26 protein-coding genes are annotated in these 26754 nt (G+C 50.1%); 11 read left to right on the top strand and 15 right to left on the bottom strand.

Translation table 11 applies throughout. The features are described from left to right. Nucleotides 1–106: 106 nt before the first annotated feature. A complete protein-coding gene (locus BJP58_RS19280; RefSeq protein WP_194540206.1) occupies nt 107–1555 on the bottom strand; it encodes a DHA2 family efflux MFS transporter permease subunit in 1449 nt (482 codons plus the stop codon). Between the two features lie 166 nt (nt 1556–1721). On the opposite strand from BJP58_RS19280, the gene BJP58_RS19275 reads away from it, so the two are divergent. The 3 genes from BJP58_RS19275 to BJP58_RS19270 all read left to right on the top strand — a co-directional run bounded on the left by BJP58_RS19275 (nt 1722) and on the right by BJP58_RS19270 (nt 3351). Next, nucleotides 1722–2276 carry a TetR/AcrR family transcriptional regulator gene (locus BJP58_RS19275; protein ID WP_194540205.1) on the top strand — a complete coding sequence of 185 codons (555 nt, stop codon included), beginning with the start codon at nt 1722–1724 and terminating at the stop codon, nt 2274–2276. Between the two features lie 130 nt (nt 2277–2406). Continuing rightward, on the top strand, nt 2407–2535 hold the full coding sequence (locus tag BJP58_RS33945; protein WP_267907808.1) for a hypothetical protein: 129 nt from the start codon (nt 2407–2409) through the stop codon (nt 2533–2535). 45 nt (nt 2536–2580) lie between these two features. After that, the gene (locus tag BJP58_RS19270; RefSeq protein ID WP_194540204.1) at nt 2581–3351 is read left to right on the top strand and encodes an AAC(3) family N-acetyltransferase; all 771 of its coding nucleotides are present in this window, start codon (nt 2581–2583) and stop codon (nt 3349–3351) included. On the opposite strand, the gene BJP58_RS19265 is transcribed toward BJP58_RS19270, so the two are convergent. Genes BJP58_RS19265 through BJP58_RS19250 form a run of 4 tightly spaced genes read right to left on the bottom strand, consistent with a single transcriptional unit; the run spans nt 3348 to nt 6642 of the window. Then, entirely contained in the window at nt 3348–4250 is a 903-nt protein-coding gene (locus tag BJP58_RS19265) for a sensor histidine kinase (protein WP_194540203.1), read from the bottom strand. The two genes, BJP58_RS19270 and BJP58_RS19265, sit on opposite strands and share 4 nt — an antisense overlap. A gap of 5 nt (nt 4251–4255) precedes the next feature. Next, nucleotides 4256–4942 carry a response regulator transcription factor gene (locus BJP58_RS19260; RefSeq protein WP_194540202.1) on the bottom strand — a complete coding sequence of 229 codons (687 nt, stop codon included), beginning with the start codon at nt 4940–4942 and terminating at the stop codon, nt 4256–4258. A gap of 10 nt (nt 4943–4952) precedes the next feature. After that, a complete protein-coding gene (locus BJP58_RS19255) occupies nt 4953–5732 on the bottom strand; it encodes an ABC transporter permease (RefSeq protein WP_194540201.1) in 780 nt (259 codons plus the stop codon). Continuing rightward, nucleotides 5725–6642: an ATP-binding cassette domain-containing protein gene (locus BJP58_RS19250; RefSeq protein WP_113057970.1), complete on the bottom strand. Its 918-nt coding sequence runs from the start codon at nt 6640–6642 to the stop codon at nt 5725–5727. The genes BJP58_RS19255 and BJP58_RS19250 overlap by 8 nt, the downstream gene beginning before the upstream one ends. Nucleotides 6643–6924: 282 nt before the next feature. Here BJP58_RS19250 and BJP58_RS19245 point away from each other — a divergent pair, with 282 nt between their 5' ends. Then, nucleotides 6925–7524 (top strand): uracil-DNA glycosylase, encoded by a 600-nt coding sequence (locus BJP58_RS19245; RefSeq protein ID WP_194540200.1) that lies wholly within the window; start codon nt 6925–6927, stop codon nt 7522–7524. 50 nt (nt 7525–7574) lie between these two features. On the opposite strand, the gene BJP58_RS19240 is transcribed toward BJP58_RS19245, so the two are convergent. From BJP58_RS19240 to BJP58_RS19195, 10 genes are all read right to left on the bottom strand, one after another. Beyond that, nucleotides 7575–8510 (bottom strand): nucleoside hydrolase, encoded by a 936-nt coding sequence (locus tag BJP58_RS19240; RefSeq protein WP_194540199.1) that lies wholly within the window; start codon nt 8508–8510, stop codon nt 7575–7577. Nucleotides 8511–8534: 24 nt separating this feature from the next. After that, on the bottom strand, nt 8535–9482 hold the full coding sequence (locus tag BJP58_RS19235; RefSeq protein ID WP_194540198.1) for a nucleoside hydrolase: 948 nt from the start codon (nt 9480–9482) through the stop codon (nt 8535–8537). A gap of 21 nt (nt 9483–9503) precedes the next feature. Then, on the bottom strand, nt 9504–10310 hold the full coding sequence (locus BJP58_RS19230; protein WP_194540197.1) for an energy-coupling factor ABC transporter ATP-binding protein: 807 nt from the start codon (nt 10308–10310) through the stop codon (nt 9504–9506). After that, nucleotides 10307–11167: an energy-coupling factor ABC transporter ATP-binding protein gene (locus BJP58_RS19225; RefSeq protein ID WP_194540196.1), complete on the bottom strand. Its 861-nt coding sequence runs from the start codon at nt 11165–11167 to the stop codon at nt 10307–10309. The genes BJP58_RS19230 and BJP58_RS19225 overlap by 4 nt, the downstream gene beginning before the upstream one ends. Next, nucleotides 11164–11913, bottom strand: a complete 750-nt coding sequence (locus BJP58_RS19220; RefSeq protein ID WP_194540195.1) for an energy-coupling factor transporter transmembrane component T — start codon at nt 11911–11913, stop codon at nt 11164–11166. The genes BJP58_RS19225 and BJP58_RS19220 overlap by 4 nt, the downstream gene beginning before the upstream one ends. A 44-nt stretch (nt 11914–11957) precedes the next feature. Next, nucleotides 11958–12557, bottom strand: a complete 600-nt coding sequence (locus BJP58_RS19215; protein WP_015738050.1) for an ECF transporter S component — start codon at nt 12555–12557, stop codon at nt 11958–11960. Between the two features lie 73 nt (nt 12558–12630). Next, nucleotides 12631–13341 (bottom strand): purine-nucleoside phosphorylase, encoded by a 711-nt coding sequence (deoD, locus tag BJP58_RS19210; RefSeq protein ID WP_194540194.1) that lies wholly within the window; start codon nt 13339–13341, stop codon nt 12631–12633. 137 nt (nt 13342–13478) lie between these two features. After that, complete coding sequence (locus tag BJP58_RS19205; RefSeq protein ID WP_194540193.1) at nt 13479–14930, bottom strand: AcpB/EbpR/MafR family transcriptional regulator; 1452 nt, start codon at nt 14928–14930, stop codon at nt 13479–13481. 570 nt (nt 14931–15500) lie between these two features. After that, the gene (locus BJP58_RS19200; RefSeq protein WP_194540192.1) at nt 15501–18140 is read right to left on the bottom strand and encodes a family 16 glycosylhydrolase; all 2640 of its coding nucleotides are present in this window, start codon (nt 18138–18140) and stop codon (nt 15501–15503) included. Between the two features lie 177 nt (nt 18141–18317). Continuing rightward, nucleotides 18318–18704 carry a hypothetical protein gene (locus BJP58_RS19195; protein WP_194540191.1) on the bottom strand — a complete coding sequence of 129 codons (387 nt, stop codon included), beginning with the start codon at nt 18702–18704 and terminating at the stop codon, nt 18318–18320. Between the two features lie 203 nt (nt 18705–18907). Here BJP58_RS19195 and BJP58_RS19190 point away from each other — a divergent pair, with 203 nt between their 5' ends. The 7 genes from BJP58_RS19190 to BJP58_RS19160 all read left to right on the top strand — a co-directional run bounded on the left by BJP58_RS19190 (nt 18908) and on the right by BJP58_RS19160 (nt 26666). After that, nucleotides 18908–19393, top strand: coding sequence for a MarR family winged helix-turn-helix transcriptional regulator (locus BJP58_RS19190; protein ID WP_233354695.1), 486 nt, complete (start codon nt 18908–18910; stop codon nt 19391–19393). Nucleotides 19394–19456: 63 nt separating this feature from the next. Continuing rightward, complete coding sequence (locus BJP58_RS19185; RefSeq protein WP_194540190.1) at nt 19457–20656, top strand: ArsA family ATPase; 1200 nt, start codon at nt 19457–19459, stop codon at nt 20654–20656. Nucleotides 20657–20685: 29 nt separating this feature from the next. Continuing rightward, nucleotides 20686–20874, top strand: coding sequence for a hypothetical protein (locus BJP58_RS19180; protein WP_194540189.1), 189 nt, complete (start codon nt 20686–20688; stop codon nt 20872–20874). 195 nt (nt 20875–21069) lie between these two features. Further along, on the top strand, nt 21070–22971 hold the full coding sequence (locus BJP58_RS19175; RefSeq protein WP_233354694.1) for a sensor histidine kinase: 1902 nt from the start codon (nt 21070–21072) through the stop codon (nt 22969–22971). Beyond that, the gene (locus tag BJP58_RS19170; RefSeq protein ID WP_194540188.1) at nt 22968–24518 is read left to right on the top strand and encodes a response regulator transcription factor; all 1551 of its coding nucleotides are present in this window, start codon (nt 22968–22970) and stop codon (nt 24516–24518) included. The genes BJP58_RS19175 and BJP58_RS19170 overlap by 4 nt, the downstream gene beginning before the upstream one ends. Nucleotides 24519–24767: 249 nt before the next feature. Beyond that, nucleotides 24768–25697 (top strand): ABC transporter permease, encoded by a 930-nt coding sequence (locus BJP58_RS19165; protein WP_071219420.1) that lies wholly within the window; start codon nt 24768–24770, stop codon nt 25695–25697. A gap of 21 nt (nt 25698–25718) precedes the next feature. Next, a complete protein-coding gene (locus BJP58_RS19160; protein WP_194540187.1) occupies nt 25719–26666 on the top strand; it encodes a carbohydrate ABC transporter permease in 948 nt (315 codons plus the stop codon). Nucleotides 26667–26754 lie beyond the last annotated feature (88 nt).

The raw sequence follows: 26754 nt of genomic DNA, 5'->3' as shown, positions 1-26754 counted from the left end.
GTTAAACCTAGCGTCAAATCATAGGAAAAGCCACTCCTATTAAGGAATGGCTTTTTTTGTTCATATCCTGCTGCACGGATAGTTCGTCAAAGGACCTTGTTGCTAACTACGATTGCTTTTGTTCGATCTTGGTTTTGTTTTTCATAGGCATAAAAAATGTGATAACAAATGCGATGACGGCCAGAATCATCATGAAGGAATAGGCGTCGCTTGCCCCTATGATGGATGTAAGGGATTTAAGGAGCTTAGCAGTCGTTGTAGGATTGTTCTGCATCACATCAGCTGCATGGCTTGTTGCCTGCACGGTATAAATCGTAATCACGACGGCAGTACCAATGGCGCCGGCAATTTGGCGAACGGTATTATTCACCGCGGTACCGTGCGTACCGAGGTGTTTGGGCAGCGCATTGAGTCCGGCCGTATTGAGTGGCATGGTGACGAAGCTTAATCCGATTCGCAAGCAAATGGTACGAATCATCAAATACATATACGTGGTTGACTCAGATAAATCTGTTACCGCCCACATCGATGGAATAATAAACAGCAAACCAATGATGAACAGCGGCCTCGCACCGAAACGGTCATATAACCTGCCGGTGACCGGTGACATCAGCGCATTGACAACCGCACCCGGCAATAAGAGCAGTCCTGCATCGAATGCCGTAAAACCGCGACCATCCTGCAGATAAATAGGCAGTAAGATCATGTCCGCGTACATCAACATCGTGACTAATACGTTAATAAGAGACGTTAACGTAAAGATTTTGTTTTTGAAGACAGACAGGTTCAACAGGGGATCATCGGACCTGACTTGCCGCATACAGAATATGGCCGTGACCACGATCCCGATGGCTAAGGACAGGATGACCATGGCATCGTCCCAGCCTTTACTGCCTGCACTGCTGAAGCCGTATAAAATAAAGCCGAATCCAACGGTTGATAGAAGAACGCTGCCTACATCAAGCTTCGACTTGGCCGCTTCGGAGACATTGGCCAAATACTTGAATGCCAATGCGATGACCATGATGACAAGCGGGATGAGACCGATAAATAACCACCGCCAAGAGTGGTATTCGACAATAAATCCCGAGAGCGTCGGGCCGATGGCCGGAGCGAAAATCATGGCCAGTCCCAGCAGTCCCATAGCGCTGCCGCGTTTTTCCACGGGAAAGATGGCGAGCACAACACTCATCATGAGCGGCATGACAATTCCCGCACCGGCAGCTTGAATCATCCGTCCTAACATGAGCACAACAAAGCTTGGCGCCGCCGCGCAGATGATTGAACCGATTAATAAAAACAACATGGCGCTTATAAATAATTGACGCGTAGTAAAGCGTTTCATTAAATAGGCCGTAATCGGGATCAATATCCCGTTAACCAGCATAAACCCCGTTGAAATCCATTGTACGGTGGCTGCCGTGACATCAAATACACCCATTAGATTGCTCAAGGCTACATTTAACAGCGTCTGATTGAGCGTGGATAAGAAACAACCAAGGATCAAGATGGTTAGTAATATCCCTTTATTTATTTTCTTTATGTCTTCTTGCATGGTGCTGTCCTCTCTTCATTGCTTTTTCGACATAGTGTCAATAAAATATATCTTATCAGCATCGAAGAGTGATTCCTATTTGCAATTCTGCTGAAATTGTCGACTAAACGACAGAATGGGAAGATCGGTCGATGAAGTGACAAATAAACGATAATCGAGGGATGACATGCCTGAACATAAAAGGATGGATCCACGAGCCATTCGCTCCAAAAAGCTGCTGAAGCAGGCCGTTTTTTCATTACTGGCCGACAATCTGGAAATCTCTCAATTGACCGTCCGAAAAATTGCAACTCGCGCAGAGCTAAATCGTGCCACGTTTTATTTGCATTATGAGGATATTAACGATTTGCTGCGTCAGATCGTGCATGAGATCTTTGACGACCTGTCCAAGAAAGTCGAGCCGCTATTACAAGTGAAGAGCCGAAACGAACGGGAGCAGCTGATTGCATTTTTAAATTATTTTTATGAATACCGGAAAATTTTCGCTGTATTGGTTGAGCATACGGGCTTCAAAACCCACTTGTCGAACCTGTTGAAAAATACGATCAAACAACGCAGAGACGCAAGAAACATCCATTCCACAAGTCGAGTTGCCTCCGTTGATATTGTGGCATCATCACTTCTCGGGATTATTATGTGGTGGATTAAGGATGGTACCGAGCATAGCGCAGAATATATAGCGGATCAAATTACCCTGATGTATAGAAGAAAGTATTTGTAACCGATTAGGCGTAAAGAGGCGAAGCTGGCAACTTTGGAACCAATATTCATAGAAACATTGAAAATATCTCCACCCCTCTATATCATGGACGTATCTTAAGTAAAAAGCCTATCTAATGGAGAGTTGATGGGTGATCACCATTTATGAGGAACAGCGGCAAGGAGCTGCGGCGCACACGGTCGAGCATGCTCATGCATCGCTTCAGCAATTATTAACCGATACATCCGCCGAGCTGCACTGGGAAATCATCGAAAAATAATAGTGGCAGCCAGATTTTGATATCCTGGCGTGGAAGGAGAAGAACATGTATACATGGGAAAGCTTAATGAAGCAATTAGAGCAGCTGGGCATTGACGGCAAAGGGACGTTGTTGGTCCACTCTTCGATGAAGAGTATGGGGCCGGTCGAGGGTGGCGCGGACACGGTTCTCGATGCACTCACAGCGTATATGAAAGAAGGGCTGCTGGTGCTGCCCACCCACACGTGGTCTTATATCAATGCGGATAATCCGAAATTTTACGTGGATCAGTCACCTTCTTGTGTCGGGATCTTACCCGAGCTTTTCCGCAAACGGCCTGGTGTGGTGCGTTCGCTGCACCCTACTCATTCCGTGGCGGCATTGGGTCAGGATGCCAAAGCGTTCACAAACGACGATCATCGTTTCGACACGCCATGCGCTAGAGGTTCTGCCTGGGGGAAGCTGCTCGACCGAAGGGCGACCATCTTGTTAGTTGGGGTCGATTTAAAGCGCAACACTTTTATTCATGGAGTCGAAGAGTGGGTGGACATTCCGGGCAGGTTAACGGATGATCATGAGAAGCTGTACACGGTTTTACCGGATGGAACGGAAATCCCGGTGCCTTCCCGCAGACATTGCGGGTTATCGTGGTCGGAACATTTCTGGAAGGTCGATGAGGTTCTGGAAAGTCGGGGCGCGATGCATAAGGGGCATCTTGGCGATGCCGTTGTCCGGGTATGCGATGCGGCCGCGGTGGCGGATGTCATTACGGACATGCTTAAGGACAATCCGGATTTGTTCTCGGACAATCATCCCTTGGACCGAGATCAAATTTAACTTCGATGGATGGGAAGACGGATGTTAAGGATAAACCAGCCGTCCTGCAACGCGGCATCCATTTTCCCGTTCATCTTCTCAACTAACTGTTTAGACAGATAAAGGCCGATCCCGCTGGATTCCGTGTTTGTTCTGCTGGCGACCTCGGTATAGAAACGCGTAAATACCTTCTCAATGGCAACTTTGCTGTCGGGTTTGATATCGTTTTTAACGCTAAGTATTAGATCGTTGCCCTCATCCCGGTAACGGATCACAGCTTGACTGTTGGCATAACGAAGGATATTTTGAACGATATTTTGGATGACACGCGTCATCAATAACGGGTCTGCAATGATATGACGGTCATGGGTTGGTTCGGGAAATTGGAGATCAATCTGCTTTTCCTCAAATTGTTCATAGAAGGACAAGAAGATTTCTTCAGCCAGGTTGGAGAGAGATAGGGAAGACCATGCCAGTTCCTTTTGATTCATTTCAATGCGTGCCAGGTCGTAAAAGTGGTCGGTCATTTCTATCAGACGCCGTACAGAATGTTCGATAATCTTAAGATATTGCGCCTTCTTTGTCTCATCTGTGGCTGCATGGAAAAGCTGAACATAGCCGTGGATGGATGTGAGGGGCGTCCGTAAATCATGAGAGAGCCCTGCGATGGATAGCTTCACATTCTCTTCCATCCGCTTAGCCTCACGATTTTTTTCTTCAAATGCATCGATCATCTGATTCAATTCATCGACCAGCTCCATGATTGCCTTTTGGCGAAAATCTACATAAAGTCTGGAGCCATAGCTGGCGTTCGTTGGAATCTCTTGGACCGCATGTTTTAATTTCCCCAGTTCCCGCTTTAAGAAGTAAATATAAAGAAGAAACGCAAAGGCCAGGAAGACAAAGATCCATCCCCACATCCCATTCACGTCCCTTCCTCTGAATCGAATTTGAAGCCGATACCCCATACGGTCTTAATGTAATTCGTGTCATCCAGGTTCAGCTTGTTCCTTAAATTGCTGATATGCATGTTAATCGTTTTATCGCTGCCCCAAAATGGCTCGTTCCACACACTTTCGTAGATATTGGCGCGGCTGAATACTTTTTGCGGGTGCTCTAAGAATAACAGAAGTATGGCGTACTCCCGTCCAGTAAGATGAACCGCCTGTTCATTGATTGTCACTTCACGCGTGTCTAGGTTTACGCTGATATTCTTGTAACGGATTTCATCCATAGGGCCGGCTGAAGCTTTGGCTGCATGGCGCAATTGGATGTGAATTCGTGCAAGCAGTTCCTTCACATCAAAAGGCTTCGTGATGTAATCATCGGCCCCGTGTGTCAAAAGCTCCAATTTCGAATGCTGATCATTTTTTGCGGAGATCACAATTACGGGCGTGTTTGAATTTTGCCGAATGTGCTCCAGAAGTTCATCTCCATCCATCCCCGGCAGCATCAAATCCAGGAGAACCAGATCAACCTGATGGTGCTCAAACAGCAGCTTCCCTTCTGTTCCGGAATAGGCGCTCTGCGTTTGAAAACCATGCAGCTCCAAGGCTTCCTTGATGAGTGAATGAATGGCTGTATCGTCTTCAATGATTAATATCGCTGGCATACATATCGACCTACTTTATGTCAGTTCGTGTAAACCGAAGAATTCCTATAGCTGATGATAACACGATCGTGATGAGACTGACCAATATCATCTCAGGGAACTTGCCGATATCCGCCGATTTGGCGAAATCGGAATAGAACAAGAAGGATAACGAAAACCAGTAGGTGAGCTGCTTGAAATGCTCGGTTTGCAGGAAGATGGGTGCGCCAAAGCCAGTCGCAATCGTATAAATAAAAGTCCAAATCAGCGAGATGCCGCTATTTTTGGTTAAGAAGCTAATCATCATATAGATCGATACGTTAGACAGAATTAATACGTACAGCGTGAGAAACGCTTGGATCGCATAGCTGAAGTAATGGTTAATCCCGGCAACTTCGCCGAAACCAAACGCGATGGAAAAGCTGACCATGCCAAGCGCGGTCAATATGATGACACCAACGAGCGAGAGGAGCGCGGCTACCACCAATTTTGACAAATAATAATGCGTGCGGCTGCGTCCTAAAGAAAGCGCATTTCGAATCGTCCCATTCTGAAATTCTTCCCCAATCAAGAAACTGATAAAAGCGCCAATGACGAGTAAAATCGTTAATCCATTCTTCTCGATCATCAGAATGCCTGTCGCTCCATTAATGACGGTATCAACGGGCTGGACGAGCTCGTTGCCATAATGCACGGCCGTCAGGCTATTTGCGACCTGGAAGATCGGAAGCAAAGATAAAATGCCCAGGACGATCCATAGTTTTTTGCTTCGGCGCAATTTGATTTTTTCGGCGGTTAGCAGATTAAGCATGGGGGGCACCTCCTGTTAATTGCAAGAAATAATCCTCGAGTTTTTGTCGGGTTGTACCGATTCGCAAAACGTTCACGTCAGCCAAAACCAGCGAGCGGTTGATGGCGGCAACGTCATCGAGGCGTTCGTAGATATTAATTTCGGTTCCGTTGATGACTTCATAGTCCCGGATCCCTAGATCGTCCAACACCACGACGGCGGAATGGACTTCCGTTGTCTCCAGTTCAATGTATTGGCGAGTTTCGTTTGCCAGCTCCTCTCGTGAAAATTCACGGATAAGTTTTCCGTCATGCAAAATCCCGTAATGCGTAGCCACCTGTGAAAGCTCATCCAGCAAATGACTGGATAGCAAGACGGTCATCCCGCGTTCGGTCACCAACCGCTGAATGATTTCGCGCATTTCAACCATTCCTGACGGATCGAGACCGTTCGTCGGCTCGTCCAGGATCAAGAACTCGGGGTTCGTAATCAGGGTGGAAGCAATCGCCAGCCGTTGGCGCATGCCTAAGGAGAAGTTCTTGGCTCTCTTCTTGCCGGTATTCCCCAGGTTCATCAAGCGAAGCAAATCGTCGATTTCGCGTTCGCTTACGCCGCCGTTTGCCGCTTGGACTTGCAGATTCTCCCGAGCCGTTAATTCCGGATAAAGTGCCGGCGTTTCAATGGATTGCCCCATTTTTCTTCGTGCACGCTGCAATCCCTGATTGCCTGTTGCTCCAAACAGTTCGATGCTGCCCTCGTTAATGGTGATGAGTCCCATGATGATGCGCATAAACGTTGATTTTCCCGCACCATTCTCCCCGATCAAGCCGTAGATCATCCCGCGCTTAATCTCGATTGATACTTTATCAAGGGCTTTGTGTTTGCCGTATATTTTGGATATGTTTGCTGCTTTCAGAATGGTATCCGACATCCGTGATCATCCTTTCGATGTTGATGAGTTTAGGATAAGCAGCAGGTATAAATATTTGGACCAGAAAAGTATAAAGAAAGTGTAAAGAATGGACGCGGGCATGCCCGTACGAGGGCGAACAGGGGTCATAACAGGGCCATTCATCGGATAGGGAATAAGTGAGATGGGGGAATGTGGCACTAACACAATACGGTTGATCGGATATACGCGAGGGGATTTTTTACATTAGGTGACAGGTGGGCATAATGGAATCATTGTGTTCGACAGAAAGGAATGAATTACATGTCTACGGAAATGAATCATCCCTGCGTCATCTTGCCAGAAGAGCAAGCGCCCGAAGATATGCAGCATTGTGAACGCTGCGAATTGTGCAAACAGCGGAATCGCGTCATTTGGGGGGAAGGTAATCCGCAAGGCACGCTGATGATGATCCTGGATAACCCGGGAGCCAGGGAGGACCGGGAAGGAAATCCGTTCTTGTGCGGGACCCGGGAAACCCTCCAACTCGGCATGAGGGAAGCAGGCATGGATATAAACTCGGTTTACATCACCTATTTGCTGAAACGCCGGCCAACCCGTGCTTACGATAAGCCTGCAACCCGAGCGGCATGCCTGCCGCATCTGCAGGCGCAGCTCCTTCAGAAGCAGCCGCTCGTACTATTCGGCTTCGGGAATGTCGTAGTCGAAGGATTATTCCCCGAGATGGAGAACGCCACCGTCAAGGAGCTACGGGGGAGCTGGCATGAGTTCCAGGGCATCCCCATTAGCTTTACCTATCACCCGCTGGCCGTAAGAAGAAGACCCAATTTGCTAAGATTCTTTGTCGAGGATTTGAAAGGGTTGAGGGCGAAGTGGGAGGAGAGAGCAGGGAGGGGGACATAAAGACATAAAGAGGAGCGAACGCACCCGGCGTTCACTCCTTATGCTGCAGCTTATTTCATCAAGGTCTCCATAAAATGCTCCTGAAACCGCTTGGCGTCGACACCGATACATACGTTAACATTCGGCTGGTCGGTACAACGCGGACGCAGATCGGCAACGGTTCTGCCATAGGAGTGGATGCCTTCCAGATCGACCTGGAGCACCATCGGCTGAACCTCGATCAGGCTCGGGTCGATCGCCACGGCTACCGCCAGTGGATCATGTAGGGCACAGCCGGTCCGGTCGCCATAGGCTTCCCGGTAGCCTTCAATATAGTAGGAAGTCATGTCGGCCAAGAAGCGGGTCAGGTCCGAATCCAGGTCTCTCCAGCGCTGAATATCCTTTAGACTGAGCTCGGTCTGCATAGTCACGTCCAGCCCGACCAGCGTGATCGGAGCTCCCGATTGGAAGACGAGTTGGGCCGCCTCCGGATCGGAGTATACATTCGCTTCCGCATGCATCCGGCGGTTGCCCGCCACGCCAACGGCTCCGCCCATCACGATAATCTGACGGACCAGCGACGATATCTCCGGCGCCTGCAGAATGGCTGCGGCCAGATTGGTCAACGGGCCGACGCAGATCAGCGTTACCTGCTTCGGATACCGCCGGATCTGATCCACCATAAAGGCAGCGGCAGACGTGGAGACCGGCTTAGCTGCCGGATCGGGGAATGCCAAGTTGCCGAGTCCGTTCTCGCCATGAAACTGGACGGGATGCGACTTCATCGAGGCATGGAACAAGGGGGCGGCTTCCCCCATGGCAACCGGAATCCCGGCTGCGCCAAGCCGCTCCAATACATGGAGCGTATTTCGTGTCGCATGCTCCACCGGTACGTTTCCGAAACAAGTCGTTATTCCAAGGATATTGAGTGCCGAGGATCGGACAGCATAGGCAATCGCTAACGCGTCGTCAACGCCCGTATCCACATCCAATACGATTCGATGCATCAATCATGCTCCTTCCTCTGACGGTTATGACAGCACCGTTCGAATATAATGCTGCATGAATGCTTCTTCACGAACCTGCATGCAGACAGAGGCATTGGTCCGTGACTGCGGACGTCTGAAGTCTACCAGCGTCGCACCGGAGGAAATCTGTCCTTTTGTCTCGATATAGACGTAATAATCCTCCGTCTCCACGAGGGAGGCATCCTCAACGACAGCCAGCGCCAGCGGATCATGCATCAGCCGGTATCTGCCTTCGTTCAAGCGGTCGCTTGCCTCAAAGCTGAAGGTGAAGATGTGATGCATGAAAGCTTTTAACTCCGCCTGTTCCTCCGTGAAGCCGCTCATGAGTTGTTGATAATGAGCCTCGCCGAACTTCGCCTTTCCGGTCACGTCCAGGCCTACCATCGTAATCGGAATTCCGGACTCGAACACCCGATGCGCCGCTTCGGGGTCGCCGTGGATGTTGGCCTCGGACACGGGTGTTATATTGCCCGGCATCTTGATGGCGCCTCCCATCAGCACCAGCTTGGCTTTCTGAGCGATCGACGGGTCCTTGGCGAGCGCCACCGCTAAATTGGTTAACCTGCCGGTGAAGACAAGCGTAATGTCATGCGCCTGTTCCCGCACCTTCCGCACGATGAAATCGGATGCCCTCTCGTTCACCGGCGATTGGCGTGCCTTTGGCAGTACATATCCGGCCAGGCCGTTGGCTCCATGGATGGCGGTGACGTTCTCCCGGCGAGGGCGAAATAAAGGGGCATCCGCTCCCATGGCAACGGGAATTTCGTAGCCGGGCTGCGCCAATTGCAGCACTCGGAGCGTATTCTCCGTCGCCTGCTTCACATCTACGTTGCCGAATACCGTTGTAATGCCTTCTATATGCAGCTTATTGGACTTGACGGCAAAGATAAGCGCCAGGGCATCATCCACGCCGGTATCCACATCCAAGAGGATGTGTTTAACCTGCTCCATCGTTGTCACTCCCCTATTCCCTCACTTATGCTTGGCAAGCTCGTCCGCAAGCTCTGGTATTGCCAGGATGTTATGGCCGATATCCAGGGAGTGGCTGAGCCTGCTGATATGCGGCTGCTTCAGCATCGCCTGCTCCAGCACATCCAGATTCCAGAAGATGGCCCGCTTGTCGTCATCCGCAATGACCTGACGGTTCGCCATGACGATGACCCGCTGGAAGTTGTTCACGACAAATTCCATATCATGTGTGATGGTGATGATGGTTTTTCCTTCCTGGTTTAAAGCCTCGATCAGATGGGCGAGACGCGCCATAGCCGGAAGATCCTGGCCTGCCGTCGGCTCATCCAGAATGATGACGCTGGAATCCATCGCTATGACGGAGGCAATCGTTACGAATTTACGCATGGAGTAGGGCAGGTTGTACGGATTGTCCTTAAGAAACGGGACGACGCCTGCCAGCTCCGCCGCTTTCATGACGTTTGCTTTGACCTGTTCTTCCGATAGGCCCAGCTTGCGGGGACCGAATTCAATCTCGCTGTACACGTCGTTATGAAAAATTTGGTCGTCCGGGTTCTGGAACACATAGCCGACCTTTCTTGATATTTGGGCGGTGGTATAATCCCGTGTATTCCAGCCGTCGATGACGACATCCCCCTCGGAGGGCTTGAGCAGCCCGTTCATCATCTTGACGGTGGTCGTTTTACCCGCCCCGTTCTGGCCGACGATGGCAACGGATTCGCCCTTTCGGAAGGACATATTGACGCCGTCCACCGCTTTGTAGCCGTTTGGGTAGGCAAAGGAAACATTCGTCAAAGTCAGAAAGCTCATGCGTTAACCCCCTTCTTCATCCATGTCTTGACGGCATCCATGGCTTCTTTTTCAGTTAACGGGATGCTGCCAAGATCCATTCCCCGTTGGCGCATGTCCAGGCCGAACAGCGAATATTGGGGAAGTGCAGCTCCGAATGCTAGTGCGCGCTCATCGGTGAGAATCTCCTGCGAGCTGCCTTGCATGGCCACTTCACCCCCATTCAGCAGGATGACATCGTCGGCATATTCGGCAATCAGCTCGATTTTGTGCTCGACGAGAATAATGGTTTTCCCCTTCTTCTTCATCAGCTCGATAATCTTGAACACTTCTTCCGTTCCCTTCGGATCAAGCTGCGAGGTCGGCTCGTCAATCACGAGCACATCTGGCTCCATGACGATGATGGAAGCGAGCGCAACCCGCTGCTTCTGGCCGCCGGAGAGCTCGAACGGGTTTTTCTCCCGCAAATAATCGATCTCCAGCATCTTGATGACCTGATCCACCTTCTCCCGGATCAGTGCGGGCTCCATGCCTAGATTTTCCAAGCCGAAGGCAATCTCTTCAAAGACGTTATCCTTCACGCCGCTGATCTGTGTAAAAGGATTCTGGAACACATAGCCGATTTTTTGGGAGAGCTCGCCCATTTCCCATTCGCGGATATCCTTGCCTTCGATCAGCACCTCGCCGCGCAGATCTCCCTTATAGAAGTGGGGGATAAACCCGCGGATGACGTTGCACAGGGTCGTTTTTCCGCCTCCGTTGGCCCCGATCAGCGCATACAGCTTGCCTCTTTCGATCGTTACATTCACGTTCTTGAGCGCATCGGACTCGCTGATCGGATATTGGTAGGATAGATTCTTGATCGTAATGATACTCATAGCGCAACTCTCCAGACGATTAAGATAGCAAGCAGTACGACCAGCAGCATTCGAACCAGCCGGTCATGCTTTGTTTTCTCCAGTTTGTAGATGCTGCTCTTTTTGACATTGGCCGAGAAGGCTCTCGACTCCAGCGTCAGTACCCGTTCCTCCGTGCTGGCCACGGATCCGAGGATGAGTGGACTAAGGGTGGGCAGGAAGGCCTTCATGCGGACAAGCAGCTTGCCTTCGGTTTCAACGCCTCGTGTTTTTTGGGCATCCATAATGACGTGGGTCAGCTTTTTCATCTCCGGAATGAGCTGCAAGGTGGACAAGATGACATAGGTTACTTTGGACGGCAGGCCGATCTGTTCCAGGGAATGGACTAAATCCTTGACCTTGGTGATGCGGAAGAACAGAATGAAGGCCGAGGCCACCGCCACGATTTTGGATGTCAGGAACAGGGCGAACTCCAGTCCCTCCCGCTTGATGGAGAAGATGCTCCAGCTCCACAGAATGTCGTTGCCAGGGTAGAAGAAGCTCTGCAGGATAAAGATGAACACAACAATCATCAGCAGTGCCTTGATCGCCAGATTGGAAAACTCCTTAAAGCTGCCGGCAAAGTAGGCGAGGACCATACAAATCGGCAGAATCGCGTAGCTGAACCCGTAGCCGGGCACGATAAATGCGGCCATACATAAAGCGATGGTAATCATAAACTTGGTTGTTGGATAAAGACGGCTTAACAGGGACCGTTCGTTATGCACAAAAACCCCTCCCTTATGAAAGCGTATCCATTACGGACTATACGTCATTTCTTTTTGATAAAAGCTGCACCGTAATTGAGCTTGGACAAGTATCTTGGGGACATCTTCATCACGATGACAAAGGCAATGACGTTGCTGATGATTTTGTCGACGCTTTCCACCAGGATTTTGGTTGAGAATACCGCTGTCCAAATCTGTTGACCGGAGGCCAGGAATGTAGCAACCACGGCATCCGAAGAGTTGCCGGTCGCTCCGCCGAACATCAGCACCTGGATCGGAGAAGCCACGATCAGAACGGTCAGTACGACTGCGAATGAAGACAAGATCACTTTCCACAGCTTCGTATACATGCCTCTCATCGAGAGCAGGCCGACCACCAGACCGACGGCCATTTGTACAGGCGTAAATGCGAACGAGACCGGGTTCGTTATGCCGACAACAAGATTGGTGCTGGCCCCCGTAATCATACCGACCCAAGGACCGGCGATCATGGCCGTCAGAATCGTCCCGATGGTGTTCAGGTATATCGGCAGCTTGAGCAGCAGAATGATTTGCGCCCCGACAAAGTTGATGGCGATCCCGATCGGGATCAACAAAATGGCCAACAACGAAAAATCATATTTAAATCCGCGTTTGATTCCCATTGATTTTTCCCCCTAGAGCAAAGTTTGTTAAGATATCCGAACGTTTTTGTTATGCAAGCAATCCTGCGGCAGACTATTCGTCCGCTAAAATGGTATGGAGCGCGACCTCGACCATGTCGTGGAAGGACTTCTCGCTGTCTTGATGGGACGAGCGCTCATTGGTCAGCAGATGACTGCCTACCGTCAATATGGACAGGGCCCTGACGCCGTACTTAGCAGCCAGCGTGTACAGGGCGGCGCTTTCCATCTCGACCGCGAGCACGCCGAACTCCATGAATTTATGAAGACGGTCCAATGTTTCCCTATAGAATTCATCGGAATTATAGATGTTGCCGACAAAGACATTCACCTGCTTCTCCTGAGCCAGCTGATGCGCTTTGCTTAGCATGGGGTAATCAGCGGTTGGCGCGTAATTGCAGCCATGAAATATTTTTTCCATCAGATTGCTGTCCGAGGATACGGCTTGGGCCAGTACGATGTCGCGGACCTGAAGTTCTTTTTGCATGGCGCCGCAAGTACCGATGCGGATCAGCTTTTTGACCCCGTAATCCTGAATCAGCTCCGTCGCATATATGCTCATGGTCGGGTTGCCCATTCCCGTACCTTGGACAGAAACGGGAACGCCTTTATAAAGGCCGGTGTACCCGTACATGCCTCTCACTTCGTTGTAACAATATACCTCCTCCAAAAAGTGCTCAGCCACAAACTTCGCCCGCAGCGGATCGCCGGGCAGCAGCACGCGTTCTGCGATATCTCCCTGTTGTGCTCCCAAATGTATGCTCATCTTGCTCCTCCTGCTTACTGGCCTCCCTTTTAAGAAAGCGCTTTATTCTTTGATCTGCCTTCATCATAGTCAGAATCGGAGGGATAACCAAGACCAGAAAGTTACGGAGCTTAACGGAAAAATGCAACCATGAGGTCTCATGGTTGCATTAATTCCTTGCGGATATTTTCCAAATCCCGTTTGGTCGGTATCGTTGAAATAATGACCACGGGTACTGTATTCAGCTTAACTGGAAACGTGCTGATCACGAAATCGATGCCGTGCTTCTGAATCATTTCATCGGTAAGCCCCTCCATAATGGAGGTGTTGATGATCAGCTCGTCGCCGATTTCATTCTTGATGAGCTTGGCGACGTAATGGCGGATGGAGAATTCCTCGCCGATCAGCAGGAAAGCTTTTTTGCTGTTATAGCGCAGGCTGGAGCTGATCAACAGCGTCAGCTTCGTCAGATGATAGTCGTTATACCGCATGCCGGGGTAACGCTGGCTCCATTCCTGCATGCAGCTCTTTACGCTTTGATACATGGGGCGGCAATCCCTTTGGACATATTCCGTCAGGCTGCTTGCCGAGATGGCGATTAGATCGGGAAGCGCATTTTCCAGCCGGAGCTTCTCGAAGAAATCCCCGATTTCCCAGATGAACCGGTCGTTCATATCGATCGCAGGGAACGCGGCAAGCGCCAGCATGAGGAAATGATTGATGATTTGATATTTTTCCTCCTCGATTTGCATCAGATTCGCTTTCTCCCTCGATAACATCGCGCTGACTTTCGCTTCATCATAATAATTGTATTGGCCCAAGCTGAACATGGCCTGCAGAAACCGGATTTCGTCCAGCGGCAAATGAATGGCGTACCGCTGCTCCAGCGCTCTGGCCAGTGTGGCAACAGAGGCGTGAAGCATGCGATTCTCCCAGTCATATGACCCGCTCTGAACATCCGCGTATTTGCCCTGCAGCACTCGGGTAATCATGATTGCCGCCAGAAACGACAAGCTGCGCTTAGCGTTAAGGAAATACACGATGTCATTCTCCGACTCGATCGCCGTAATGTACTCATGGATCTGGGCTTGGTCGATGTCGGTAAATGGCCAGCCGGAAAATTCATAGGCATCGTAAAACATTTTCCAGTAAAAATAACGAATACTGATTTCACTGCCTTTGACCTCTGGCATGGAATACGCAATGCGCAAATGGTATGGCTTCAATTCATGGTTGTTCAGCCGGATGATCAGCTTTTTCAGCGAAGAAGAGCTCATATACAGCTTGTCTGCCAGCTCTTCCAGCGAGTAACGCCCTCCCTCGGCAAAAAGCACAGCGAGCAGTTGGTAGAAGGTTCTCTGTCTGTACATGGAAGAGATGACTTCGCCAATCGCGACATTTCGTTTATCATAATGGAGAATGACGCCTTTTCCCCGCGAAATCTCGAAATGTATGGAAGGAGGAAGCTCCTGCTTGGCTTCATCGATAATTTTACGGATGGTTTTGTCCGATACGCCAATCTGCTCTTCAATCTCGGCAAGGGTGAACCAGCGATATTCGGAATCGAGCAGGGTCAACAGCTTGTGTGTCAGTATGAATTCCTTTTCCATGTGTCTGCGTTCCCCCTTACTAACGAGTCGGTTAGAGACATTCGTCTTACCTGTTGATAGACCTAAGTATGGGACGTAATGTACGGATTTATAAACAGCCGTGCAAAACGTTCAGAAGGCATCCCGTTTCACGCGGCTTACAGTCCATGTGCTTTTTCTATTTGGAGGATAGCTATGCCTCGGGACAAGTATCCTTATAAGTAATCGTAATAGGCTTTGGGGTTTTAATCAATCGGTATATCAAAAACTTAACGCATGTGGGTGTAAAACGCTTGATGACCTAATGATCAGCGAAATGTTGGTCGCACAGCCTATAGCAAGATACGCCATGAAAGTCTTGCATTCCAGACAGGTGAGTAAAGAGAGTGTACATTCGTAATATTGAGCTATATGCAAAAAATATGAAGACAAGTGAATCAGCTAACCAACCATAGCTGATCAACTGAAGAAAGGCCGTCGATGATGTCGACGGCCTTCTGTTTGCCCAGATTAATTTGACATTGCGCGATTGCAACCCGGAGCAGGCACCTTGTTTACCTGCAGCGACATGTCTGTCAAGACTTACCCGGTTTACTCCGGTGTTCCTTGCGTTACCCCATGAACATACGTCAGCCAAGGGGTGTCCAGTGCTCCTTGCCCCGGGTTATAGGTAAAGAAGTATTCGACGGTATCACCATGCTTCAGGTTGTTGACAGGGTAGGTATAGTTGCCGTTCCCCTTTGGGGCCATGGCTACGTTTAATTGCCCGCCATTATTGATCTTATAATGTAAATCGGCAAAGGTCGCGCCATTGACATAGAACAGCAGGTCATCGCCGATCTTCTTCAGGCCCTTCGCCTCATCACCGATGACGATCACGGTGGACGGTGCCGGTACAACGATAATCGAGGCGCTGGCTGTTTTATTGCCGTCAGCGGTTGTCGCCGTGACGGTTGTCGTGCCCGGAGCGAGCCCGGTCACGAGACCGCTTGCACTCACGGATGCGGATGCGATGCCGCTGCTCGCAACCGACCACGTGACCTGCTTATTCGTTGCATTGGACGGCGCCACGCTGGCGTTTAGTTGAACACTTTGCCCGACTTCCACCTGTGCCGTGGTCGGATTCACCGTTACGCCGGTAACGGACACGTTTCCTGGATTCTGGCCACCGCCTTGCCCTTCTTTATAAACACGGACATAGTCCACCTGCATCGTTGCAGGGATATCGGACGGATCCGGGGTCCGGCCGCCGTCAAAGGTGCCGCCGATCGCCAGGTTCATAATGAGGTAGAACGGCTGATCGAATGGGGCGTTCGGATTGTTCGGCGCGGCTGCGGAATACCATTGATCGCGGGTTACCTTAAAGAAGAACTTGCCATCCACGTACCATTTAATATTGTCCTCTTCCCAGACGACCGAATAGACATGATAGTCATTGGCAAAGGTTTGGCCTTCAGGGAAGTGATACTCACCGGAAAGATGCCGGTTCGTCGGCCATTGGCCCCCAAAGTGTACGGCGCCGCTCGTCGCACCTGGCAAGCGTCCTCTTGCTTCCATCACATCGATTTCGCCGGAGGCTGCCCATGTTCCGTACACATGATCCTGCGGAAGCATCCAGAGCGCAGGCCAGATGCCGTTACCGGTAGGCAGCTTGGCACGGAAATCCACTCGGCCGTATGTGAGGGAGAAATGATCTTTGGTGTTAATTTTGCCAGAGGAGTATTGTGCATACCGACTAGGATCCTGCGGGAAGGATTTTGGCTCGTTCAAGGCCTTGATATTAAGCTTTCCGTCCTGTACAAAAACATTTTGCGCACTATTGGTATAGTGCTGCAGCTCCGAGTTGCCCCAACCCCAGGTATTCGGATCATCATTGAGATAATACCCTGTTTCATAATTCCATTTGCTGTTATCGAGCGTCGTTTCGTTAAACTCATCCTGCCAGATGAGATTCATGCCCTCGATGGCAGAGTCGCTTGGCGTTCCGATCGGAATATCCTCCTGGTCGGTTACATCCGGGCGCGGAGCATCCGGGTTGCCAATCAAGGTATAGTTGACAAAATTGCTGCCCACACTTCCACCTGCCTGCCCATTTAGCGGATAGCCGATACGGATCTGCATATCCTCCTGGATCGGCTGGAACCATAGGCCATAGATATGGTCGGCCCAATATCCCCACTGATTGGCATCGGACATGTTATTGTAGCCATTAGCGGCATATACAAATCCGCTCTGGCTTGAATTGTCCAGATCCACCCACTGTCCGTTGATGTTAATCTGGTATACGAATTTGCCAAGCTCGGTGCCGATTGGAGCGCCCCCGTCAATCTTAGGCAGCGGGATGCCGATAGCGCCGCTTGCATCAGCTGTAAAGGTCGTTCCTTCATAAGGCGTAAGGACATAAGAGTTTCTTACGGGCTCATTAAAGGTGATGGTATAGACGATGTTAGCCGAAGAGGTCTTCGATTCTAATTTGACGTTAATCGATTCCGTTACGTTAAACCAATAGCCGCCGCCTCCATCGGTAAATTGACCAAAGTTCTGATCATAGATCCAGCCGCTGGCTGCATTGTTGTCGATATCGATCCATTGGCTGCTGTTGACAGGCTTCACGTACACTTTCAAATCATCCGCTACGGCCGCATAGGTAATGGCCGGGTCATTGTTGAATATCGGATAGGTAAAGCCGGCACCGCCCGTAAACCCTGCCGTAATTTGCGGTCCTTGCGTCGGGGTCATCGCCGTGATGGTTGTTTTGTTGATGTTTTCAAAAACGAGTGAATATTCAAGCGTGACCCCATTGGCTTTGGAGTACAGCTGAATCTCCGTTGTTGCGGAGAGCGTGAACCAATAGCCGGTAAAGCCGCCGTCGTTCCAGTGGCCCCAGTTCTGGTTATAGACAAAGCTGCCGACACTGTCGATATCGACCCAGCTGCCATTTACTTTCACCTTTACTCCCAGGTCCTGGGCAACATCATTCCAGGTGGCAGAGCCACCGTTGAATAGCGGCATGACAAAACCGTAGCTGGCTTCCCCGACTCCTGATTTTGTGATGACAGGTCCGTCCGCAGCTGAAAAATAAGACATCGAGGTGATGGTGGTTCCAGCAGCGTCAGCTGCCTGAACCTTCGAAGTCGGCAATAAGCCGATGCCAGCCAGTATCATGACCGCCAAGAACAAACTCAATACCTTTTGCCTATACCGCCTTTCCGAAATCTGAGATCGCTTCATAAATACCCTCCCTTAAAAAAATATGGATTCTCCCAGACTATGCGCGTGATGGAAAACGCTTACACCGAAGGAATATCTTTATTCTATCGAATTTCATAATCAGAAGGATAGGTACCATTTTTTTGGTTGGGTCCCATAATTTCGGGTTTATATATAATACTGGCTATATACTAGAGCCTATGGCAGCGTTAGTCCCAAGACGGTCAGAATGAGCGCAACGGTCATCAAGATCCAGCTGGGATGAAGGCGACGCATTACCCAAAATGAGATGATTGCACCGTACAGAAAAGAACTGCCGGCTAGCAGGCCCGTCACGAGCCTTGCCTCCTCCCCGAACCAGATCGCGGCTGCAATCAAAAAGAGCCCGCTGAGTAACCAGTTGAATGTGCTGAAATGTAAAAGCAGCGTCCCAAGCCTTCGCAGCGGCGCAGATATTCGCCCATCCGCTTCAAAAACCGTCTCCATCGGCTTAATGATCACCCGTTTCATGAGAATGCCGTGTGCCACTGCCGTGCCGCCGCCTATGACACCGGCCGTTGCCAAAACCATACTACTCCAATCCATATCCATGCACCTCCAGCAACATATTAATACGATTTCGTAGTAATGACTGGAAATCAATGTAACACTGAGCATGAAGTGCTGTCAATCGTAGGTTTTACCTGCTAATAAAAACATCGTATAAAAATTCGGCAGGTGATTGATATTATTACGAAATCGTATTAAAATAGGCGCAGACGTAATATTACGAAATCGTACGAAAAGGAGTGACCGGTATCCAACACCTATATGACCTTTTCCTCAAGACCGGTCTGCGTCCGTTTGCTTTTATGACCGATACGCTTCAGCTTGAACAAAAAGTGACTCGCTCCGATATGTCAACGCTGCTTATTTTGCTCCTCCGCGGAGATTTGACGATGTCGCAGCTGGCCTCCGAGATGGGGGCACCTTTAAGTTCGATGACAAGCATAGCTAAACGGCTTGAACGTAAAGGCTTGATTGCACGGGCTACGTCTGCACAAGATCAACGGGTTAAGCTCGTCACGCTGACGCAGGAAGGTCTGCAGCTGGCAAAGGAATGGGAGCAAATCATGATGGCGATGCTGAGCAGATTGGAGACGGCATTTACGCCTGAGGAAATGGAGCAATTCACGACACTACTGTTCAAGGCAGCCAGAGTCTTCCAGGATGGGGGACCTGTAACGCTTCAAGAAAAGAAACGTCACTCTGTAAAGATTCAGATTGAGGAATAACCGGTTCAAGCCGGATTTTCTCGGCTATTTACTACGAAATCGTACTAAAAGGAGCGGATGGATATGAGGATCATCATCTACACAGGCAAAGGTGGCGTCGGCAAGACGAGTATTGCGGCGGCGACGGCAGTGAAAATGGCCAAACAAGGCAAACGGACCCTTATTCTCAGTACAGATGCGGCACATAGCTTAGCAGATTCGCTGGCGGTACCGATCGGACCGGATCCCGTCCAAATCAGCGACAACTTGTGGGGGCAGGAAGTGAACGCGATCCGCGAGACGGAGCGCAATTGGGGAACCGTCCAGGGCTGGATCACGAAATTACTCGACAAAGCGCAGCTTAAAGATGTCACTACAGAAGAAATGCTCGTGTTCCCAGGTATGGAGGAGCTTTTCAGTTTGCTGAAAATCAAGGAACATGCTGAAAGCGGGCAATATGACGTACTGGTGGTGGATTGCGCCCCGACCGGAGAGACGCTGCGGCTGCTTAGCTATCCAAACGTATTGAATTGGTGGCTGGAGAAGATATTCCCGACCGAACGCAAATTGATCAAGATCGTGCGGCCTGTGGCCAAAATTGTAAAGGATATCGATCTTCCTTCGGATGACGTGCTGGACAGCATCGAGCGGTTAGCACGCGGCTTGGAGGAAATGCAGCGGCTCGTTCTGGATCCGGAGATCACGTCGGTCAGGATCGTGCTGAATCCGGAGAAGATGGTGCTTGCCGAAGCGAAGCGCTCCTTTACCTATTTGAATCTGTTCGGGTTCAATACGGATGCCATTATCGTTAATCGGGTGCTGCCGGATGAGGCAGGGAAAGGATTCTTCGCGCATTGGCGGGACATTCAAAAGAAATACGAGGAAGAAATCGTATTGAACTTTCAGCCGCTTCCGATTCTGAAGGCGCCTATGATGCAAAAGGAAGTTATCGGACTCCCTATTCTTGAGGAATTAGCGGATATCGTTTATGGAGAGCAGGTTCCTTCTGCCATGTTATATCGTGGCAGAACGGAGACGATCCGGGAGGATGACGGAGACATGCTGCTGGAGCTTTCCATTCCTTTTGTCGAGAAGGCGGATCTTGATTTAACGCAGACAGGTGACGAATTAACGGTAGATGCAGGCGCCTACAAACGCAAGGTCATCCTACCAAGAACGCTGATGGGCCGCGAAGTTATAGGCGCAAGGTATGCGAAGGACCGTCTTATCATCCGATTTGGCAAACGGGAATTGACTGCACAAGGAGAGGTTGAAGATCAATGAGAAGCGCAGAGCTTAGGAGGGAACGAGTGATGGAAAATCTGCTTCGAGTGGAGCGTTTGTTGGAAAATCTGGAGCGACATCAAACCAAGGAGCATGTAAAAAACGCGGTCAAGGAATGGCTGCTTGCATCGCGATCCGTGATCGACAGTGTCATCGACACGATTGAGGAGGAAAAAGCCCCCCCTGTTGCCCGCAAAATTAATATTTCAAAAGAGTAGCAACGATTAGCATTTCCATTTCGCGTTCGGTCAGAACGAACGGGATGCTATTCCTTGCTGCCTTCGCAATTCATCAATTCCATACTAGAATACGTTTTATACCTCGTTCGGTGGCATGAAGCGGAGTGCCGCATTCGTGGGCCGCGGAAAGCGCGTGATTTATTTCATTGAACTTCATAAAGATGCAAATTTCAATTGCCGGGTTTACGGAAAGGGTGTACACTGGGTGCCGAAGTGACCATTATAGAACAGGGTGTGTTTCATATTTTCAGACTGCGCCAATTCTATTTAAATCATCTGAAGCGAAAAATGTTCAACAAAATCGTTGTGCTGTATTCGACCGTCATGATCGTGCTATTTGCGATTGCGGCAACCCTGGTTTATCAATACCAGACGCAGCGCATACTCCGCGAGCAGACCGATGCGAATCTTAAATCCGCGCATGTTCTGAATATTTATTTAAGCCGGCAGTATGAGGGCATACAGAATATATTTCAGCAGATATATGGAGATGCCACGCTGAGCGATGAGCTGATCTATTTTTTGAACCACGAATATGAGAGTTACCTGAAATACCGCCTGGATTTGTACACCAGGACGGGAGAACAGCGTTTGCGCTCTTTCAATACCTTGCTGAAAAATTACTTGGAGCAGGAATCAAGCGCCAGAAGCGTGTCGATCTACAGCTATCCGAACAATTTCTACATGCATATCAGCCGGACCAACCAGCAGCTGAATAATGAAGCGGGCTCCAAGAACAAGTGGGAGACCTGGTTCGCCCGCCGGGAGCAGCACAGCTGGGATACCATGCCGCAGAACGAGTCTTCGCATTCACCGGGAGGCTCCAGTCCAAGATCGTATTCTTATTCGAGAGAGCTGAAGGACCCGTGGACCCTGAATCGGGTGGGGATGATGAATGTGGAGTTCGACGCCCGGCAAATTTCATCCTGGCTGGAGAGCCGCGCATCGGTCAAAGGCCGGATCCTGGTGTTGAACGCACAGGAAACCGTGATTTACGATTCGGAGGACGAGTACTACGGTCAAACCTATCCCTACCACCTGGAGCAGGAGAAAGCTGGGGACTGGGTTCAGCTGGATGAACCCTCCAAAGTGAACATATTGAATGTCGGCAATGCGGGCCTGTCGGTGGTGGGCATTGTGTCGCAATCTTTGATTAAAGAGAGCACGGAGAGTCTCAGAACCGGACTGATTCTGGTCACCCTGGTGTTTATGGCGGCCAGTTTTGCGATTACGTTTACGATCGTTCGCAAGTTCTCCAAAAAAGTGCAGCGGATTATCCGCTCGATGAACCGGATCGGCGAAGGGGACCTGTCGACGCGCATTCAAATGTCCGGCGAAGACGAGCTTCAGCAGATTTCCCGCCGGTTTAACGACATGGGCGACCGTTTGGAGCAATATATCGATAAAATGTATACCTCGGAGATCAAGCAAAAAAACGCGGAGCTGGTTGCCCTGCAATCCCAGATCAACCCCCATTTTCTATACAATACGCTTGAATCCATTCGCATGAAGGCGTACTTCGTGGGGGCAAAGGAAGTGGGGCAGATGATATACAGCTTGTCGGTCATGTTCAAGAACATGGTAAAGAAAAGCACGGTGGTTACCGTTGAAGAGGAAATGGACATGTGTTCCGTTTATCTCGACTTGTTTCGCATTCGCTATGATGGCCGGCTGGAGACGGAGATCGAGGTGGATCCGGAAATCCAAAGTGCCAGCATTATCAAGCTGCTGGTCCAGCCGATCGTGGAAAACTATATCGTTCACGGATTTCGTCCGCTGGAAGACAACAATAAAATTTCAGTCCGAGCTTATGGGGCAGGGGACCGGGTTGTGATCATCGTATCGGACAATGGAACGGGCATTCCGGAGGAAAAGCTGACCCAAATTCGCGGCACGCTGAACAAGGTTCTCCAGCCTCCCGAAAAGGGCCATCGTTCGATCGGGCTGATGAACGTGCATGAACGAATCGTGCTGAACTACGGGAATGATTACGGAGTGACTATAAACAGTACGGAAGGACAGGGAACCGAGGTCCGCATGGAAATACCGATGCTTCGCAAGGGGGAGACGACATGAGGAAGGTATTTTTTGTTGATGACGAGCCTTTGATCGCTCAGGGCTTAGCCACCATTGTGGATTGGCAGGACTACGACCTGCATGTGTCTGGTTCGGCCAACGATGGGTTACAGGCGCTTGAGAGGTTGAAGGAAGAGCCCGTGGATCTGCTGATCACGGACATTATGATGCCCAGAATGAACGGGCTCGAGCTGATCAAGAAGGTAAAGGAAATGCATCCCCGCACCAAATTCATAGTGCTGAGCGGGTACGAAGAATTTGAATATGTGAAGGTGGGGATCACGCTCGGCATTCAGAATTACATTTTGAAGCCGATCAACATTGAGGAGCTGGAAGCCACCATTAAGCATATCCGAGGCGATTGGGAGCGCGAGGAATTGAAACGGTTTCGCTCCGAAGAGGATTGGAAGATTCTCCGCAGCAATATTTTGCAGCGATGGGTCAACGGCGACATCAAAAGCTCGGAATTAAAACAAAGAGCCGAGCTTCTCGGAATTCCGCTGAATTATGTGTCTTACCAGGTTTACGTATTGCGGCTCATATCTGACGAACGCCCGGTATCCCAGCTCTATCGCTTGACCAGCCTAGCCGATGAATATTGCCGGGCTTTCTCGGAAGAGCTTGGGGGAGATCATGAGGTGATCTGCTTCCCCGATGCGGATGACGACATCGTGGTGATGTCGGTCGCGATGACTGAGCGGAGGGATGCCGCACGGGAGGGTATGAGAAATGCCATGGTCAAGCTGAGGGAGCTGACTGGCTTGCGCATGTGGTGCTCCGAAGGAAATGCGGGATTCAATGATTTCAAAGACATTCAGGAGAGCTACAGGAAGGCGAAGAGCCACTTCAACGCCTGTCTGATTGCCGGAGATGACATGACGCTGTACAGTCCGCCTGCGGAACCGGAGACCGTTCAGGCTTCTTCGCCGTCCGCTCGCCCCGACACGTTCGCGAAGCTACTGATCGAGGGAGACGTTCCGTCCTTGCAGGCTTATATCGAGTCCGTTCTCGGCGGTGACAGCGGAGAGCAGACGGTACCCCGGGGAAGCTGCTTGAATGCGGCAGTCCAGCTGATGATCGCGGCGAAGGATATGGAGAAGAACCCCGATTACAGCGAGGTGTTTACGCCAATGCACCGGATTAATACGCTCCAGGGACTCCGAAATCATGTGTGGCGTATCGTCGAGCGCAGCCTTGCGCGCCTGGAAGAAGCGGATCAGGGCTATAGCCTGCACGTCTCGTTCCTTGTAGAGCAGGTCCAGCACCATTATCCGGAAGAGCTTTCCCTGAAGACGCTGAGCCAGCGGCTGCAGATGCATCCGAATTATTTGGGGCAGCTTTTTCAGCAGGAGGTCGGAGCAAGCTTCTCGGATTATTTGAACCAGTACCGCATCGAGAAAGCCACGCAGCTTCTGTTACATACCGATCAAAAGACGGCGGATATTGCGTTCAGCGTAGGTTACACGGACAGCTCGTACTTTTACAGGCAGTTCAAAAAATATACGGGCGTGTCTCCAACTGAAATGAGGTCCATGTATCGGATCTAAATAAACCGTAAACCGTCTAGTGACAGGCTCAGGGCTGATAAGCTTTGGCCTGTTTTTTGTTATTTTCTGGGGATTCTTTAATTTATCCATCCCGTTCTAGTATTTTTCAACTTGAGCGCGATAGCGCTTACTTGGCACAATGATAGTAGTTAAGGGTGAGTGATAGAATAGCCGCATTGACATAGATCATGGGGGATCTTCTAGAACAGTCGCATCACTTGTATTTAACGGGGAAGAGGAGGAGTGCTCATGTCGGGGTTCATCAAAAAGGTTATACGCAACCGGTTTATGCTGCTGATGATACTGCCCGGAACCATCTGGTTTCTTATCTTTGCTTACTTGCCCATGTTTGGCACCGTTCTCGCGTTTAAGGACTTCCGTATAAGCCCGGACGGATTTTTTGCCAGCGTGTTCAACAGCGAATGGGTAGGGTTCAAAAACTTCGAATATCTGTTTACAACCAATGATGCCTATATCATTACGAGGAATACGATTCTGTACAACCTGGCTTTTATTATCCTGGGCCTGATCATTGCGGTGGGCTTTGCGATCATGCTAAGCGAGCTGGTCAACAAGCGGACGGCCAAGGTATATCAGACCGGCATGTTTCTGCCGCATTTTTTGTCGTGGGTTATTATCAGTTATTTTGCGTTCACCTTCTTGAGCGTAGACAAAGGGACGTTGAATCAAATCATCACTTATTTCGGGGGAGAGCCGATCAGCTGGTACGCCGAAGCTAAATATTGGCCCTTCATTCTCGTTTTTGTCGGCATCTGGAAAGGCGTGGGCTACAACAGCGTTATTTACCTGGCAGCTATTACAGGGATCGACAAGTCTTATTATGAAGCGGCTGTTATCGATGGAGCCAACAAGTGGAAGCAAACGCGGTACATTACGATTCCGCTCTTGAAGCCGCTTATGATCATACTGACCATACTGGCCATCGGGGGCATCTTCCGTTCCGATTTCGGATTGTTCTATCAGCTTCCGAAGGACTCGGGCGCTCTCTACCCGGTAACGAATGTTATCGATACCTTCGTCTACCGCGGACTGATCAATATGGGGGACATCGGAATGAGTACGGCAGCGGGCTTGTACCAATCGCTTGTAGGGCTGGTTCTGATTCTAGTTGCCAACTATATCGTTCGACGAATTGAAAAAGATCATGCGATCTTCTAATCCGAGGGAGGTGTACCGTTCATGACGCAGCTATCCACGCAAACCGCGAATCAGCCGGCAAAGCGTTCAAAGAAGAGAGACTACAACGCCATCTCCCCATTGTGGAATACGATTTTTAATATCGTGATCGGCATCTTCTCGTTCTCCTGTATCTTTCCGTTTCTATTTGTTATTATTATTTCCTTGACCGACGAACAGACGCTGGTCTTGGAAGGCTTCAGGCTGCTGCCGAGTCAGTTCAGTACGGCGGCGTACGAATATATTTTTGAAACGGGAGGCGAGCTGCTGTCCTCATTCAGCTTAACGCTCCTGGTTACGGTACTGGGGACGCTGGTGAGTCTGGCATTGGTTACGACTTATGCCTATGCATTGTCTCGCCGAAACTTTGAATTTCGAGGCTTTTTCAGCTTCCTTGCATTCTTTACCATGCTGTTCTCGGGCGGTATGGTACCTGGTTATATCGTGATGACCCAGTTCCTGCATCTGCAAAACACGATCTGGGCGTTGATATTTCCTTTATCCTTGAGCGCGTTCTCCATCATCGTCATGAGGACCTTTTTCCAAACGACGATTCCGGATGAAATTATCGAGTCCGCCAAAATCGACGGCGCCGGCGAGTTTCTGACCTTTATCCGAATCGTGCTGCCGGTCTCGCTGCCGGGGATTGCAACGATTGGTTTGTTCAGCTCTTTGGGTTACTGGAACGACTGGTTTAATGCCTTGCTGTATTATAACAATCCACAGGCAACGCCACCGCTGCAGTTCATGCTGATGAAGATCGAGAAGAACATGGACTTCCTGACGCAGAATGCGCAGAATATCGGTTCATTCGATGCAGCAGCCGGCCTGCCAACAGAGACGGTAAGGATGGCGATGGTCGTATTGGCGACACTGCCGATTGTTATGGCGTATCCGTTCTTCCAGCGATATTTTGTCCAGGGCCTGACGGTAGGCTCGGTCAAAGGCTAATTTCATATGGTTGTACCCGCATCGCACACTGCCGGAGAAATCCGGCTTTGATGTTTCAGGTGTGTAAGCGGTGTCAATATAGCATTAA

It is taken from the genome of Paenibacillus sp. JZ16 (genome assembly GCF_015326965.1).
GTDB lineage: Bacteria > Bacillota > Bacilli > Paenibacillales > Paenibacillaceae > Paenibacillus_AQ.
This window is presented reverse-complemented; position numbering and strand designations above follow the sequence as displayed.